General features: G+C 28.8%; 14 protein-coding genes. 6 read left to right on the top strand and 8 right to left on the bottom strand.

What is annotated here, in order from left to right:
• Nucleotides 1-53: 53 nt before the first annotated feature.
• Nucleotides 54-1,610, bottom strand: coding sequence for a B12-binding domain-containing radical SAM protein (locus tag ACEW8E_RS15855; protein ID WP_373481329.1), 1,557 nt, complete (start codon nt 1,608-1,610; stop codon nt 54-56).
• 237 nt (nt 1,611-1,847) lie between these two features.
• Between ACEW8E_RS15855 and ACEW8E_RS15850 the strand changes: the two genes are divergently transcribed.
• A complete protein-coding gene (locus ACEW8E_RS15850; RefSeq protein WP_373481328.1) occupies nt 1,848-2,768 on the top strand; it encodes a hypothetical protein in 921 nt (306 codons plus the stop codon).
• Nucleotides 2,769-2,975: 207 nt separating this feature from the next.
• Here ACEW8E_RS15850 and ACEW8E_RS15845 read toward each other — a convergent pair whose 3' ends face one another.
• Both ACEW8E_RS15845 and ACEW8E_RS15840 read right to left on the bottom strand, forming a co-directional pair.
• Entirely contained in the window at nt 2,976-5,039 is a 2,064-nt protein-coding gene (locus ACEW8E_RS15845) for an AAA family ATPase (protein WP_373481327.1), read from the bottom strand.
• Complete coding sequence (locus tag ACEW8E_RS15840) at nt 5,036-5,215, bottom strand: hypothetical protein (RefSeq protein WP_373481326.1); 180 nt, start codon at nt 5,213-5,215, stop codon at nt 5,036-5,038. The genes ACEW8E_RS15845 and ACEW8E_RS15840 overlap by 4 nt, the downstream gene beginning before the upstream one ends.
• Before the next feature lie 118 nt (nt 5,216-5,333).
• On the opposite strand from ACEW8E_RS15840, the gene ACEW8E_RS15835 reads away from it, so the two are divergent.
• The gene (locus ACEW8E_RS15835) at nt 5,334-6,251 is read left to right on the top strand and encodes a cation diffusion facilitator family transporter (RefSeq protein WP_373481325.1); all 918 of its coding nucleotides are present in this window, start codon (nt 5,334-5,336) and stop codon (nt 6,249-6,251) included.
• Nucleotides 6,252-6,670: 419 nt separating this feature from the next.
• Here the strand turns inward: ACEW8E_RS15835 and ACEW8E_RS15830 are convergent, their stop codons facing one another.
• Nucleotides 6,671-7,951: a glycosyltransferase family 4 protein gene (locus ACEW8E_RS15830; protein ID WP_373481324.1), complete on the bottom strand. Its 1,281-nt coding sequence runs from the start codon at nt 7,949-7,951 to the stop codon at nt 6,671-6,673.
• 136 nt (nt 7,952-8,087) lie between these two features.
• Between ACEW8E_RS15830 and ACEW8E_RS15825 the strand changes: the two genes are divergently transcribed.
• Nucleotides 8,088-9,896, top strand: coding sequence for an ABC transporter ATP-binding protein (locus ACEW8E_RS15825; protein WP_373481323.1), 1,809 nt, complete (start codon nt 8,088-8,090; stop codon nt 9,894-9,896).
• A gap of 179 nt (nt 9,897-10,075) precedes the next feature.
• Here the strand turns inward: ACEW8E_RS15825 and ACEW8E_RS15820 are convergent, their stop codons facing one another.
• Nucleotides 10,076-11,026 carry an NAD-dependent epimerase/dehydratase family protein gene (locus ACEW8E_RS15820; RefSeq protein ID WP_373481322.1) on the bottom strand — a complete coding sequence of 317 codons (951 nt, stop codon included), beginning with the start codon at nt 11,024-11,026 and terminating at the stop codon, nt 10,076-10,078.
• Between the two features lie 240 nt (nt 11,027-11,266).
• Between ACEW8E_RS15820 and ACEW8E_RS15815 the strand changes: the two genes are divergently transcribed.
• The gene (locus ACEW8E_RS15815) at nt 11,267-11,968 is read left to right on the top strand and encodes an FkbM family methyltransferase (protein ID WP_373481321.1); all 702 of its coding nucleotides are present in this window, start codon (nt 11,267-11,269) and stop codon (nt 11,966-11,968) included.
• A 58-nt stretch (nt 11,969-12,026) separates the two neighbouring features.
• Nucleotides 12,027-13,124: a glycosyltransferase gene (locus ACEW8E_RS15810; RefSeq protein WP_373481320.1), complete on the top strand. Its 1,098-nt coding sequence runs from the start codon at nt 12,027-12,029 to the stop codon at nt 13,122-13,124.
• Between the two features lie 52 nt (nt 13,125-13,176).
• Here ACEW8E_RS15810 and ACEW8E_RS15805 read toward each other — a convergent pair whose 3' ends face one another.
• The 3 genes from ACEW8E_RS15805 to ACEW8E_RS15795 all read right to left on the bottom strand — a co-directional run bounded on the left by ACEW8E_RS15805 (nt 13,177) and on the right by ACEW8E_RS15795 (nt 16,244).
• Entirely contained in the window at nt 13,177-14,181 is a 1,005-nt protein-coding gene (locus tag ACEW8E_RS15805; RefSeq protein ID WP_373481319.1) for a glycosyltransferase family 2 protein, read from the bottom strand.
• A gap of 24 nt (nt 14,182-14,205) precedes the next feature.
• Entirely contained in the window at nt 14,206-15,210 is a 1,005-nt protein-coding gene (locus ACEW8E_RS15800; protein ID WP_373481318.1) for a glycosyltransferase family 2 protein, read from the bottom strand.
• 74 nt (nt 15,211-15,284) lie between these two features.
• Nucleotides 15,285-16,244, bottom strand: coding sequence for a glycosyltransferase family 2 protein (locus ACEW8E_RS15795; protein ID WP_373481317.1), 960 nt, complete (start codon nt 16,242-16,244; stop codon nt 15,285-15,287).
• Nucleotides 16,245-16,321: 77 nt separating this feature from the next.
• Between ACEW8E_RS15795 and ACEW8E_RS15790 the strand changes: the two genes are divergently transcribed.
• Entirely contained in the window at nt 16,322-16,942 is a 621-nt protein-coding gene (locus ACEW8E_RS15790) for a hypothetical protein (protein WP_373481316.1), read from the top strand.
• The last annotated feature ends 86 nt before the right edge of the window (nt 16,943-17,028 follow it).

The following is a 17,028-nucleotide window of genomic DNA, read 5'->3' as shown; positions in this document are numbered from 1 at the left end:
TTTTTTAAATTTAGACTCAAATAGAGTGGGCAATGCCCACATAAATCAATAAGTTAACAGGTTATTAAGGATTTTTGATCTTGACTTAAATATTCTTTTAACTGTGTTTCAATTTGCATTTTGACAATTTCCCGATATTCCATAAAATGTTCATTATGGGCGCAAAGGGTTAAATAATGTTCCCATACTGCGGGATTATGTTTGATGATACTAAAAAGATGATGCCAAAATTTCCAACGGGTATCTCGTTTGATGCCTTGTCGCCATACTACAATTGCTAAAGCCTTAAGATCGATTAAAGTGGGTAATTTAGCAGGAGGATGAGCTTTAGGAGCACCTAATTTCAGAAAACAATGATATATACGATCTAGGTAAGCATGGGGATCATATAACCGCCAAAATGCGTCCACATACTCGTTAGCGATGTCTTCCACAGGGCGAGTTGGCACAAAATTCATTAATGTTGTTTGGTTAATATTACCGTCTTTTCCTTCCCGTAATCGTCCTTCTTTTTCTAAACGATGCCATAACGCTGTATTAGGTAAGGCTTGAAGCATCGCAAAAGTTGTGGTAGGTATGCCTACTTGTTCGGCAAATCTGACTATGCGATCGCCAGCACCTTTTTTCTCACCGTCAAAACCGATAATAAAACCAGCCATAGGGCGTAATCCTATACGAATAATTTTATCAACAGCATCAGCAAGAGAACTACGAGTATTTTGGAATTTTTTAGTAAGCTGTAAACTATCCTCATCGGGGGTTTCAATGCCTAAAAATACCGCATCAAAATAACAATCTACCATTAATTGCATCAATTCATCATCGTCAGCTAAATCCACAGAAGCCTCGGTATTGAAGCGAAAAGGATATTGCTTTTCTTGTTGCCATGTTTTTAAGGCTTTTAACAATAATTTGACGTTGCGTTTATTACCGATAAAATTATCATCCACCATAAAAACACTTCGCCGCCAACCTAACTCATAAAGATAATCTAACTCTTTGAGTAATTGTTGAGGGGTTTTTGTTCTAGGTTTTCGTCCATAAAGTACAATAATATCGCAAAATTCACATTGAAATGGACATCCACGAGAAAATTGTACCGACATAGAATCATAAGCATCAAATTCCAATAAATCGAAACGAGGTACAGGAGTAATAGTCACGTCAGGTTTTTCGGTGGTACGGAAAATACCTGATTTTTCTCCCTTCTCTATGGCTTCCACAAACATTGGTAAGGTGATTTCACCCTCGTCTAAAATTAAGAAATCCACTCCAGCTTCTTGGGGTTCGTGAGGTACAGAAGTAGGGTAAGGGCCACCTACAGCCACTAATTTTCCTCTTTTTTTAGCCTCTTTTATTTGACTGAGTAAGTCATCTTTTTGAACAATCATTGCTGACATAATTACCACATCTGCCCAAGCCCACTCCGCTTCACTTACAGGGCGTATATTACGATCAACTAACTTAAATTCCCACTCTTGGGGTAAAATTGAGGCTACCGTAATCAATCCTAATGGCGGTAATAATACTTTGCGATTAACTAATTCTAAAATTTTGTCATAAGACCAAAAAGTAGGCGGAAAGATGGGATAAATTAATAAAGCGCGCATATATAAACTAATTATTCAATTCAGTTATTATCATTAACTTTAACCTAAATTTTAAAAAAGTAAAACTTCTCTGTTATCTTGAGTAATAATATATATATTATTTAAGTTACTTTCAATCATACTTAGGTATTGTATTATTTTAATTGATAGATTAAAGTAAGAAAATATAAAGTTCAAATCATGGTAAATTCAATGATTAATATCTAGTTCTTTAGAAGAAAATATATCTAAAAAATCATGGTAAAAATAGTATATATAGATTTAGAATTTAAAGATAAAAAAATAGGTGAAAAAATTTATAAACAACCCACAGAAATTGGATATGCTTGGTTTAGTAATAAAAAACATCTCAATTTTAAACATTATCAATTTGACTATAATGAAAAACATGAATTAGTATTAAAACTTTTAAAAGAAGTAATAGAAGAAGCTAAAAATAAGTATAACTTTGATACTTTAATCTTTTGGGATAATCGTCAAGATATTAAAATTATAGCAGAGGCAAAAGTAGATTTATCTAAATTCAAAATAGAAGATATACAAGAAGATATAGCAAATTTAACCAATAATCATCGTTTATCCTTAGAAGTAATTAATAAATTATTTAATCTTCCTCAACAGTTAGAAAATGAGCTTAAACATTTATCAGAAGAAGAAAAAAAACTACTTAAATTACATACAGCTTTAGGAGATTCAACGAGAATCGCTATCATACATAAAAATTTTAAAGAAAATCAGAATAAATTTATTAATCAAATTAAAACTATTCAAAAAATATCAGAGTCATCTCCTAAAAATTCTAAAGTAATTAAGACAAAAAGTTCTGAAAAATCTGTTGATTTAAAAATAAAACAAGCATTATTGAAAAAAAGTATTTTACAAAATATTCCGTTAAAAATAGAACAAATTAAAGGTATAAAAGAAGGAATATTATTATTATTAGGTATGGAAACATTATCAGAAGAAGAAAGGCAATTAGAGGAACAAATATTAAAAGAACATAAATATTATCAGTTAGTTAAAACATTACAAGAAAAAAACTATGATGTGAGAGGATTTACTGGAGAATTATTGAAAATTAATAGATTTCTTAAGATAAATTTTGATCTAACTATTAAAGATTTATATGATAGTTATAGTAAAAAAAGTGATAACTAAATATTTTGATGGCAAAAACCGAATTAGACTAATTTATAATAAGTTGTAAAATTTAATAAAATCTTGATATTGTAATTAGTTAAGGGAAATAATCTTTTCATAATTATTCTTCTATAAAAATCATAAATTATCGGTACATAATTAAAATTTTAACAATAAATCTCTAAATATTATTTTATCTAAACGCTGAAGACTAAAAAGAAAAAATTAAATATTAACTTCCATTATTTCAGTATATTCAAATTGATTATTACTTCTTTTTACTAAAGGATATTCAATGCCATTTAAAGTGATAAAATCTTCTTGACAATCTTCTTTTGGAGAAAGATAAACTAAGACATATTGTTTATTAATATAAGGATTCATTTCGGTTTCTACTTCATTTCGCCATTGAGTTTTTGTGACTAAAACAACTAATTGATTTGCTAATTTAGGAATACATTTAGCAACTTGACGGCGATAAATTTCGTCTAAACTGCCAAAAGGAGAATCCATAATTATCGGAAATTTACTTGAATCTAAACCCACTAAATTATTTTCTTTTGACCATTCTCGAACCATATCAATAATAGCACCAATAAAAGATAAACTTAAAATTTGATTTTCTCCTGTTGATGCGGCAACAGATAAAGCAATTCCTGATGTATTTTCGATTAAATTTAATTCATAATTTTGATTTAAACAAGGTTGATAGGGAGTAAAAGAGATAGATTTGAAAATTTCTTGTAAACGTTTTTCTAAAGCTAATCTAAATTGAATTTCCATTCTTTTTTGAATTTCCATAATACACTTAATCGATTCTTCTGTGGCTTCTATTCTTCTTATGATTAAAGCGTGTTTTTCGGCTTTTATTTCTTGTTTTTTAATTTGTTTTTCTATATTAATTAAATCTTCTTGGATATTTTCTAATTGTAAATTTACTTCTCCTTCATTTAAAGTTAATTGACGAATATGTTGATCTATATTATCTAATTTTTTTTGCATTTCTTGAATATTTAGATCTGGATATTGTCTTAATTGTTCGTTAATATTATCTAATTGATTTTCAATATTTGCTAACTGAATACGCCAGTCATTAATATTTTGTTGATATTGATTTATTTCTATCCAAAATTGTTCAACTAATGATTGAATATTACTACTTTGAGCTTCTAACCTTATAGCTGCTTCTTCAATATCACTATTTCCAGCTTTATTCATCCATTTTTTTACTTGTAAATAAGGTTCCTTTTCTGGATGCAATTCTGTACCACAAATACACTTATTTCTATTTAATAATTCTGCTACAAATTGTTTTTTTATGCCACTTGGTAACTCTCCTTTTTCTCTCAATTCTTCAATGATAACGTTAAATTCTCCCATAGTTGAGGATAAAAAAGTTAAATAACTTCTCGTAGAAATTTCTTTTTTTATGGCTTGTTGAGTAGTAATTAAATTTTTTCTAATTTCCTTTTCTTCTACTAATAATCTTTGTTTTAATTCTTGTATTTTTTCTATTCCACTGATGGCTAACATTTGATTAGAAAGAGTTTGTTTATCTAATTCTAATTGTTCTAACCTTTGAGAAATTAAGTTATTTTCTGTCTTTAATTTTATACTTAAATCTTCTTGATTTTTTTGTTGTTTAACTAAATTTTGAATTTTTATATCCCCTAACAAATTTAATTCTTCTGTTAAAGTTTTTTGGGCATTTTTAAGGTGAATTACTGCTCTTTCTAAAACTTTTACCCCAATTAATTCTTTAGTATCTTCTGCAATTTTATGTCTTTCTTCTACTCGAAAAAGATGATCAATATGTTCACCATCAAAGAAAAAATATTGATGTAAACTTTTAGGCAATATTTTCTCAATTATATCAGAAGGTTGTTCCATAGGATGTTGCCATTTTCCATCATCTCCTGCTACCATCATAAATAATTGTGTTTGATTAATCTCTATTTTATTATCTTTATTTCGACTGCCAAAACATTTTCTTTTTAACTGATATGATTTATAGTCATGATCAAAAATAATTTCTGCAAAACACTCTACCCCTACGCCAAATTCTACCTCATTAATTGCTCTTTTATTGATCAATAAACTAGGAGAAGCAAAAGCAGCCGTAAATCTTTCATAAAATACCCAAGTAAATGCGTTAAGAATTGTGGTTTTTCCTGCCCCATTATTACCATGAATAATAGTGGTATTTTTTTCTCCTCCAGCGAAGTTAATTATCGGTGTTTTACCATAAAATTGTCTAAAATTAAAAAGCTGTAAACTGGTAATTTTCATTGTATATTTTCTTTGATTATTTTTAAAATATCATCATTAATATAGCGCAGATTTTTTTGTGATAATTTATCTTTTTCTAATTGTAAAACTTGCTCTACAATTGCTTTAATTTCTGGCTTTACATTCCTAATAGGTTCGGTAATTTTATCTAAATTATAATAACTATTATTAATCATGATATTTATTCTCAATAAAGAAGTTTAACTGTCAAATATTTTGATAAAATTAATAAAAATTAAGATTTTTTTTCTCCTATAATTAAATGAAGTAAAAAAGATTAGGGATTAATTATTTATGGTTATCATGGAAGATAAACGTCAAAAAGTTCGTCAAGTACTTATTATTACCTTAATATTAAATATTATTGTTTTAGCATTAAAAGCCGTAGTTGGAATCATGACAGGTTCTTTAAGTTTACAAGCAGATGCTTTACATAGTGTAACAGATAGTGCCAATAATGTCTTAGGTTTAGTAACTAATCAACTTTCTTCTCCCATTCCTGATAGAGATCATCCTTACGGCCATCACAAATTTGAAGCAATTGGTGCTTTAGGTATAGCTGCATTTTTAGGTATTGCTTGTTTTGAAATTTTTACTAGCGCTTTAAATAGAATTATTTTTGGCGGTGATCCTGTTAAAATTAATGGACCAGAATTATGGGTTTTAATCCTTATTTTAGGTATTAATATTTTTGTCGCTTTTTATGAGCGAAAAGTGGGGCAAAAATTAGGTAGTAATATTTTAATTGCAGATGCAACTCATACCATGAGTGATGTGTGGGTAACAATATCTGTATTGTTTGGTTTAATTGCTGTTTGGCAATCAGAAAATTGGAATCTTCCTTGGCTACAATCTCTTGATTATTTATTAGCTTTTCCTGTAGCTATTTTGGTATTAAAAAGCGGTTGGGAAGTATTAAAAAGTAACCTACCTTGGTTAGTTGATGAAATGGCCATCGCCCCTGAATTAATCCATGAATTAGTAATGCAAGTACAAGGAGTAATTAACTGTCATAATATCGCATCCAGAGGATTATTAGGGCGACAAGTATTTATAGAAATGCACTTAATTGTTGATACTGAAAATGTCAAAACTGCCCATGATATAACAGAAGAAGTAGAAGCTAAATTAGAGGAAAAATTTGCTCCTGTAAGAATTTTAATTCATGTTGAACCTTTAGATTATCAATCCCCACAAATTAGCTATGAATAGAATTTATTGGTTATAAAAAATAATACCACTAATAGAGTTAAAAACCTTAATTTATGGATTAAATAATATAGTAAATAGCGTATTTAAAGTTATTTTACATTAAGTCTATTATAAATCAATAGTTAATTAAATATTTTCTATTTCTTCTTCTAATTCTATATTTTTAGGTTCATATTTCGCACTAATAGCATATTTTTTAGCTTTTTTTGCAAACATAAATGATAATGGTAATATTGTTTATTTTGAAAAATAAGAATACTTGTCTCCTAAGTACCAGACAAAAAATGGAGTATTTATTATATTTATATTTTCCCAATTTTTAATAAAAATAATATCTAAATTGGTATGTGTTGTGAATAAATAATTATTCCTTAACTTATTAATACTGTTCATTTTTATCTTTTTTTTGATATGTAAAACTACATTGAAATATTCTTCCAATTATTCTCCATTTCCTTGAAAATTATATACCAATCATACTCTTTTTCTACTAACAAACGTGCATTTTTTCTTAGTTTTTCTCTAAAATGACTATCACACTTCACTTGTAAAATTCCTTCAGCAAATTCTAAGGGATTGTCTCTCAATACTATATTAAAATCATTTATTACATTTAAACCTTCAGCCCCTAAATTAGTGGAAATAACTGGTAAACCGATAGCCATAGAATGAAGAATTTTAATTCTTGTACCTCCACCAATGCGAATTGGGACTACACTTAGTATACAATCTTTTACTATGTCATTTATATCTTCAGGATTGGCTATTACTTCTATTTGAGGATGATTATTTAACTCAAGAATTGATGAATCAGGATGTGACCCTGCAATACAAAAAGTAATTTGAGGCTGTTTTTGCCATACTAAGGGTAAAATATCTCTAAAAAAATAATTAATAGCATCAATATTTGGTTCATATCCCATCATCCCCATATATAATATTTTTTGTTTATCACTATTCATAATAGGCATAATAGGTTGATTTTTTTTAGTATCAACTCCGTTTTTAACAACCATTATCTGACCTATTTTACAACGGTTTTCCATCTGGTTTTTATCTTGTTGACTCACAACAATTTTTAAGGGGAATTTAGCCCATATTTTATTTTCGTATTCCTTAAATAATTGTAGTTGTTTTTCCATTTGTAATAATGACTTATCATGAGATAATTGTTTTTTTATTTCTATTGTTCGACTTAGTATTTGAGACTCGATATTATGCTCAAATAAAATTTGATAACTATCTCCGAAAAACTTTGAATATTGAGCAGTAAAAATAGAATCAAAAATCACTATATCAAAACTTAACTTGGCTAGAGTTTTTAAGATAAGTTTCATTCTCCAAGATTGAAAACGGATAATTTCTTTTGGTAATTGATAAAAAGAGGGTAAAGATAAATATTTTGTTTTTATAATTAGGGCTAAATCACAGTATTTATCTAGTTCTTTTTCTAAATAATAGTCTTTACTGGAAAAGGTAAAAGAAACAAGAATAACATCATTTTTTAATGCTAAATATTGGATTAAATAAAATCTGCGTATTGCCGCTCCACTATTCAACGGATAAGGTACATAAGGAGTAATTAGTAAAATTTTGCGTTTATTACTGTTATTGATTAAATTACTTTTATGTTGATTAAATTTTGCTATTTTTTTATAGCTATCTACATATCTGATTACATCAAAAAAAATGGTTAACATAGTTTTTTAATTACTGACGGTTTTTTATCCTGAGTTTTTCTTAAATGACCTAATTTAATAATATCTATTTATGATTTAAACTATTATTTTAGATTAGGATTAGCTCAAAATAAAAAATAGGAGAAAAAAAAGATTAATGCTCAAAGATATTACCGCCGTCAAAAAAATAATTCCTTTATTCAAAATTTACCCTTGGAAAGCATCATCAATCATTATTTTAGGACTTTTATCCTCGGTGACAGAGGTGTTAGGTATTAGTTTATTGATTCCTTTTTTAGATACTCTTAGTCCTACTACAACTAATAAACCGACAATTAATAACTCTTTTTTAGACTTTTTAAATTTTATTTTTTCAGGAGTTTCTGCGGATTTACGTCCCCTTATTATCACTTTATGTATTGTTTTATCAGTATTTATTAAGGCAGGATTTGTCTATTCTTATACTGTTTTAATTCATTGGCTTTATGCCCATCTTTTAGATAATTTACGTCGCCGTATTTTTCAACAATTGATGAATGTTAGTCAAAGTTTTTGGGACACTAATCAATGCGGTAAATTACTTGGTACTATTGGAGGTCAAACTTCTAACGCCTGTGCAGGATTAATGCAATTTCTGTGGTTAACAATCAATATCTGCGTAGCTATTACTTACACAATGATGTTATTATTTTTGTCTTGGAAATTAACATTATTGGTGATTTTTACTCTAGGGATAATTTCGGCTTTAGTTCGTCGGATGACTCGTCAATCTGAGCGACTAGGAGAGCAAAATTTACAGGTTAGCCAAGAGTTAAATAATATCATGGTGGAACTGTTGACAGGAATCAAAACTATTCGCTCTTTTGGACGAGAATTTCATGAGCAAGAAAGATTTAACCAAGCATCTCAAAATGTTCGTGAAATCAGTATTGAGCTACAACAACTTTCAGCCATAGTAGAACTACTTTTTGAGGTTTTGGCGGTGGTTTTATTAGTGGTAGTCATGTTTATTGCTTTAACTACTAATACAACTTTGCCTATTTTATTAACTTTTATTTTCATGCTTTATCGTTTGCAACCTCAAGTCAAAAATTTCGATGTTAACCGCACTTATTTAATCGCCTTGAGTAGTTCTATTACAGATGTAATGTCTTTGTTAGATACCTTTGATAAACCCTATATTCACTCAGGCCATATTCAATTCCGAAAACTCGAGCAAGGAATTTGGTTAAAATCTGTTAGTTTTTATTATTCTAACCAAGATAAACCGGCGTTGGATGATGTTTCTATCTATATCCCTCAAGGTAAAACTACGGCTTTTGTTGGCTCATCGGGGGCGGGTAAATCAACTTTAGTTAATTTAATTTGTCGTTTTTATGATGTTACTCAGGGCAAAATTTATGTTGATAATTATTATTTGCCTGATTTAGATTTATCCTCTTGGCGTTCTAAAATTGCTTTAGTCAGTCAAGATATTCACTTATTTAACACAACAGTAGGAGAAAATATTGCTTATGGTCGATTAGGTGCAACTAATGACGATGTTATTCAGGCGGCTAAACTAGCTAACGCCCATGATTTTATTCTGAACTTACCCCAAGGTTATGATACTTTTGTTGGAGATCGAGGTGTTCTTTTATCTGGAGGACAAAAACAACGTATTTCTATTGCTCGTGCGATTATTTGTAATCCAGAAATTTTGATTATGGATGAAGCAACTAATGCCCTTGACAGTGTTTCCGAAAATTTTATCCAACAATCTATCAGTAATTTAAGTAAAAATCGTACTGTAATTGTGATTGCTCATCGTTTATCTACTATTGAAACTGCTGATCAAATTATTGTACTAAAAGAGGGTAAAGTGAGAGAAATAGGAAATTTTGATGTTTTACTTTCTAAAAATGGTCTTTTTGCTCAACTTTATAAATTACAATATGGTCATAATTTTGACCAAGATAATGTCTAATTTATAATAATCTCCCTTTAGATTAAGAAATTATAGTCACTTAAGATAAGAATGAAACAAAGCCAGACTCTATCACTACCGCAAATTCAACATTTGATAACTGGAAACTGTCTCAAACTTAATTGAAATAACTATAACTTTTTATTCTCTCACTTTAAAAAAAAGGTAATTTTTTATTATTAAACTATCTTTAGTTTCTTCTCTATTATGTTTGTTGAGTTGTTTAAAAATTCTGTTAATGCTGGTTTTAATTCATAATTAGGTTGATAATTTAATTCAGATATTGCCTTTGAAATGTCTGCTTGTGAATAAATAATATCACCTAATCGACGAGGTTGAAAATTAATTGATTCTTTCCATTGTGGAAAAAAAATTTTTAACTCACTTAGAAAATCTAATAAAGAAATAGCTTTTCCTGTACCAATATTACAAGTTATAGTTTGACCGTTATCTAAATTTTTTGTTAAAGCTAAATAAATACTATTTACAATATCTTTAACATAGATAAAATCTCTAGTTTGTTGACCATCTCCAAAAATAGTAATAGGTTGATTATTTTTCATTGCATTAATAAAAATAGAAATTACTCCAGAGTAGGGAGAATTAGGATCTTGTTTTGAACCAAAAACATTAAAAAAACGTAAATTTATTGCTGAAAATTTGTGTTGTGATACGAATAAGTTAATATATTTTTCCCCAAAAAGTTTATGTAAACCATAGGGTGAAACAGGATCTGTTGGATGACTCTCATTAATGGGTAAATTTATCGGATTACCATATACTGCGGCGGAACTAGCAAAAACAAGTCGAGAAATTTTTAACTTATTACATAATTGAATTAAATGCAATATTTCAGATACATTATTGTGATGAGTTACGATGGGTTTTAACCAAGAGTTATTTACCGAAGGGGTAGCAGCTAAATGAACGATTCCATCAATGGATTTAGGGAAATCTTCAGGTTGACATTGACTAATACTTTTATTAATTATCGGAATACTTGAAGGTAAATTACTTAATTTTCCTGATGTTAAGTTATCAATAATAGTTATTTGATGACCTTTTTTCAATAAAAATTCGGTAAGGTGAGAACCGATAAATCCTGCTCCTCCAGTAATAGTAATGTGCATAAATTTAGGTTTGATATTTGTGATTTTGATTTAAACTATTAAGAAAAGATGTCTATATTCTCAAAGAAAGAATCTTTATAGTTTTTGATCTTAGTGACAATAAACAATAATATAAACTATTAAATAATATTGGGGTTCAAAGTGGAAAAAAATATTGTGAATAACTTGATTCTATTTCAACTAAAAAAAATAATCATAGATTTTCAACAATATAGAACAAGAAAACAATGGCATAAGCAAATGCTCACCCAACTTTCCCAACTAAATAACTTTTCTAGCTCTGAGACTGAAACTTTTTTTAATTTTTGTTTACAACATAAAAACGAATCCTCTTCTCAACTTTTTCAAGACTTATTTATTCGTTACCAATTAAATGAAAGGGAAAAAGGTTATTTTGTTGAATTTGGGGCAACTGATGGAATCCACTGGAGCAATACAAAAGCTCTAGAAAAAAATTTACAATGGACAGGAATATTAGCAGAACCAGCAAAATTTTGGCATCCATATTTAAAACAGAATCGAAAAAGTCTTATTGATACTCGTTGTGTTTGGGAAAAAACTGGAGAAATTTTAGAGTTTAACGAAGTTAAATCGGAGGCGGAATTATCTACAATTAAAAGTTTTACAAATGCAGATCATCATGGCAAATCTCGCATTGATGGTGATAATTATCAAGTTTACACAATATCACTAGAAGATTTACTTCTAACATATAATGCACCAAAAAAAATTGATTATTTATCAATTGATACTGAAGGCTCAGAGTTTTCTATTTTAAATGCTTTTGATTTCAGTAAATATCAGATTAACATTATTACCGTTGAACATAATTACACATTTCAAAGGGAAGAAATTTTTAAATTATTAACTAAAAATGGATTTTCGAGAAAATTTATCGAGTTTTCTATGTGGGATGATTGGTACGTTAATCAATTTAATTAACTCAAATGTGAGGAGAAAATTATAGTAATTTACCTAATAACTATTGAGGAGAAAATAATTGAGAATTTTATTAGTTCAATTTGAATGTTTAAACTGGTTACAAGGGCGTAGTTATCCTTATTGTTTAAATTTTGCGTTTAAAGAAAGTTTAGAAAAATTAGGTATAGAAGTGGTAATAATAACGACTCCTTGGCTACCTTATTTAGAAAGAATATGCGAGGGCAAAATTTTTGATCAAATTTGGTTAAATGATCTTAGTCATTTTGCTGACTTTAATTTAGATTTATCTATCGTCAAAAATCTTGCACCTGTTAGACTGGGTTTTATCACCGAATCCTTAGAATATGATGAAAAAGCCTATCAAAATTTTTCTTGGCTACAATATCGAAGACAAGGAATAGAAAAACAGTTAGAAAATGTGACTCATATCGTAGCTGTAGATGAAGAAGATGTTATTAATCTCCATCAACGTTTAAAACTGCCAACAATGTGGCTTCCTGTTTCTATTCCTGAAGGTTTAATCTGCACTCAAAATAAACCATCAAGATATAATTTAGCTTTTTTTAGTGGCAGTTTATATGGTGAAAGACAAGAATTGCTAGAAAATAAAAAATTAAATAGTTTGCTCAAACAGAATCATTTATCCAATGATAATTATATTTATTCATTATTCTTTAATCTGTTGCCACGTCATCAATATTTACGTTTAGATAAATTCACAAATTATCCTCTACATTTAATTTATCCTTTATACCTTCAACTTTTAAGAAATATTAGATATTCGGCTTTTATGGCATGGCAAAAACAAGTATTGCAAAGTGGTTTTGCTGTGGTTAATTTACCTCATTTAGTCAAAGGCTATAGTACAAGGGTTATAGAAGGTATCGCTGCTTTACGCCCTGTCATTTCATGGGAAATACCTGATCGCCCTTTAAATAAAGCAATATTTGAAAATGGCAAAGAAATATTACTATATTCTACTGCCGAAGAATTAGGAGAGCAAATTAATTATATTTTATCTAACCCTCAATTGGCAGAAAAAATTGCTATTAATGCTCAAGAAAAAGTAAAAAAATGGCACACTACAGAAAAGAGAATGACACAAATTTTATTTTGGATAGAACATAATGAAACCCCAAATTATGGTATTAATTAAACATATTGTTTTATCACAAATTCGCAGGATAAAATATTTTTCAAACAACTTTTTAGACTAAATATCGATAAATATGTCTGCCCCAATTATTCCATAACCAATCACGCAATTTTTGAGGTAGGATAACTCGGCCTATTTTTATTCCTAATTGCGTAAAATTATCAACCATTTGAGAGATGTTTAATTGCCAAAAATAGTATAAAAGAGGAGAACTTTTTCGTAAAATTCGACTGGGTTGATTTCTCTGGATAAATACTCCTACTTCTGTGTAAATAATATTTTCATTTAACATATATTCTTCTAACCAATCATAATAAGCCTTTATTTTTTGTTTGACGATATTTGGATATCGAATTGTACTATTATAACAGCTATCAGAATGCTGACGATATTTAGCCCAACAGTTATCAGCGACAAAAATAGGTGCTTTTAGTTGAATTTTAGAAAAAAATACTGTATCCTCATATAAATCCTTAAACTGATCCTCAAATGTGCCAATTTCGGTAAAAACTTCTTTTTTAATTAAAGCGTTGCAAGTAGTTGGACTTTGACATCCACCATATAGTATTTTGATGAATAATTCTGGTGGTTGAACTAAGGTATTGGGTTCAATTCCTAAATTAAGAAAAAAATCTTTATTTTGATCTTCTGATTTTCCTGTCCAACTATACCAAAGTTGAGTTCTCCCATAAACCATTTTTGCTGTGGGATTATTTTTGAGAATAATTATTTGTTCTTTTAATTTCTCAGGTAGCCAAATATCATCACCATCTAAAAACCCAATCAATTCACCTTTAGCATATTTTAATCCTAAATTACGGGTAGCACTCATTCCTCGATTTTGATGGTTTTCATGTTCTAAATATTTGATTTTTTCTGGGTATTTTTCGGCATAATTTTGGGCTATATTTGTGCTATTATCCGTTGAACCATCATCCACTAATAATAATTCCCAGTTTTGATAAGTTTGATTTATGACACTTGCGACCGCATCCTCAATAAATTTTTCTTCATTGAGAAATATAATAATACAAGATACAAGAGGATTTTCTTTCATGAGACCAATAAATAAGAACTAACTTTATTTGACTAAATAGCGATAGATATGTTGTCCCAATTTATACCATAACCAATCACGCAATTTTTGAGATAGGGTAATTCTGCCTATTTTGATGACTAATTTGGACAAAACATGAATTGTATTTGAAATATTTAATTGCCAAAAATAATAGAGCAAAGGAGAACTTTTTCTTAAAATGCGACTGGGAGGTTGATTTCTTTGAATAATCACTCCTAGTTCTGTATTAATAATATTTTCTTTCAACATATATTCTTCTAACCAATCATAATAGGCTTTTTGCCGATCATTAACTTGATCTTGGGTTACATTACTGCATAAACTATCAGGATGCCGACGATATTTTGCCCAATAATTATCAGCAACAAAAATAGGTGCTTTTAGTTGAATTTTAGAAAAAAATACTCGATCATCATATAAATCTTTAAATTGCTCTTCAAAAGTGCCAATTTCCTTAAAAACTTCTTTTCTAATTAGGGGATTGCAAGTGGTGGGGGCTTGACATCCTTGATCTAATAGTTTTATTATTAATTCTGGAGGTTGAACTATGGTATTGGCTTCTACTCCTAAACTCATAAAAAAGTTTCGATCTTGATCTTCTGGTTTTCCTGTCCAACTATACCAAATGACAGTTCTGCCATAAATCATTTTCACTGAGGGATTATTTTTGAGGATAATGATTTGTTCTTCTAATTTTTTGGGTAGCCAAACATCATCACCATCTAAAAAACCAATTAGATCACCTTTTGCATATTTTAGTCCTAAATTACGAGTGGCACTATTTCCCCTATTTTGATGGTTTTCATGTTCTAAATATTTGATTTTTTCTGGGTATTTTTCGGCATAATTTTGGGCAATTTGAGTGCTCTTATCCGTTGAACCGTCGTCCACCAATAATAATTCCCAGTTTTGATAAGTTTGATTTATGACACTGGCGATCGCTTCCTCAATAAACTTTTCTTGATTGAAAAATATAATAGTACAAGATACTAAAGGATTTTCTTGCATAAAAATAAATAAAACAATTAATAATAATTACTAAAATTGATAAATTAATTTTCAATTACTTTTGTTTAATGAACTTAAAATTTAAGCAATAACTTAATTAAATAGCTAGATGAAGAGGAGACAAATTTTTTGTCATTCCCCAATAAAAATAAATTTTTGTAAAAAAGCCACCATCGGAGTTGCTGAGGGTGTTCACAAAAATATTTATCTTTAAATAGAGATAACCAAATTTTAATATTTTTAACTTTTTCACTTTTTAAATAAATTTGAACCCAATTTAGAAATATCAATCTATTAAAAGAATATTCCTCAATATTTTCTCTTAAATTTTCTAAAAAAGCAGTAGAATTATCTGAATGTCGGCGATATTTTGCCCAATATTCATCAGCTACAAAGATCGGCATTTTTAGTTGTACTTGTGAGAAAAAGATTTGATCTTCATAGATATTACCAAAATTTTCATCCCATTTGCCAATTATCTCAAGTACTTCTCGCCGAAAAATTGCATTACAAGTAGTAGGAGTTTGAGTTTTATTTTGCAAGGATAATATCAGTAAATCAGGAGGATAAATCAAGGTATTAGGATTAACACCAAGATTCATAAAATAGTCTTTATTTTTATCTTCTGGCTTTGTTGTCCAACTATACCAAAATAAAGTTCTTCCATAAATCATTTTTGCCGAAGGATAATTATAAAATATTTCTACTTGTTGTTGCAATTTATGGGGTAACCAAACATCATCACCATCTAAAAAGGCAATATAATCACCTTTTGATTTATCTATGCCTAAATTTCGAGAGGCGTTTTTACCCCGATTTTGATGATTTTCATGTTGTAAGTATTTTATTTTATCCCCATATTTTTTTGCATAATTCTGCGCTATTTTGCTACTATTATCTGTAGAACCATCATCCACTAAGAATAACTCCCAATTTTGATAGGTTTGAGCTAAAATACTGCCGATAGCATCCTCAATAAACTTTTCTTGGTTGAAAAATATGATAACGCAAGATACTAAATGATTGTTTGTCATGAATTCTTAGCAAAATTTCTCTTTTTATCAGAAAATAACATTAAATTAGTTTAATATTAAATCAACTAAAAAATAAAATGAATATTACTGTTCTTATTCCTACTATTAGAAGAATAAATAATTTTGAATATTTACAACAGTCGTTAAAAAATAATCGAAGTGTTTTTAATAGTAAAAATATTTGGACGGGAAAAAGTTTATTTAGCGAAAGATATTTGTTTTTAGATCCTTACGACTATGAAGAATTAAAAAATCTCCTTTCTATATACAATCTTATTCCCATATATCGTACAGTTTATCCTGAATTAACTATTTTTCCTAATCAATCTTATGATTATTGGGTAGCTCATTTATGTTTAGATTTTGTTAATAGCATGGAATATGCGTTAAAGTCTTCTTCATCTGAATATATAATGTGGTTAGAAGATGACACTTATTTATCTCCCTTATTTCTTCGTGAATTTAGACGTTTTCGCCAAAAAAATCCTCATTTTCAGGTAGTTAGTCCATATCATAGTTGGGAGTTTCAAAGTTGTTTTGCTTGTATTGTTTTTCAAAGAAATACTTTAAAAAAATTCATTGATTTAGTTGCCCAGAAATGGTGTGATAAAGTTCCTTTAGATTGGATGTTTCAGTATTGTGATTATCGGTACTTAAACAAAAATTATGCCCAAACAAAGCCCAAACTTGCTTTATAATTAGTAAATACCTCAATATTATCTTTTAACCATTGAAAAAAGCGAAAAGATATGGCGGTGCGAAACGCTTCTAAGGCTTCACCAAA

Origin of the sequence: Geminocystis sp., from assembly GCF_041753295.1 — a bacterium.
GTDB lineage: Bacteria > Cyanobacteriota > Cyanobacteriia > Cyanobacteriales > Cyanobacteriaceae > Geminocystis.
Note: the sequence above shows the minus strand (reverse complement) of the source record. Positions and strands in the feature narration are given on the sequence as shown.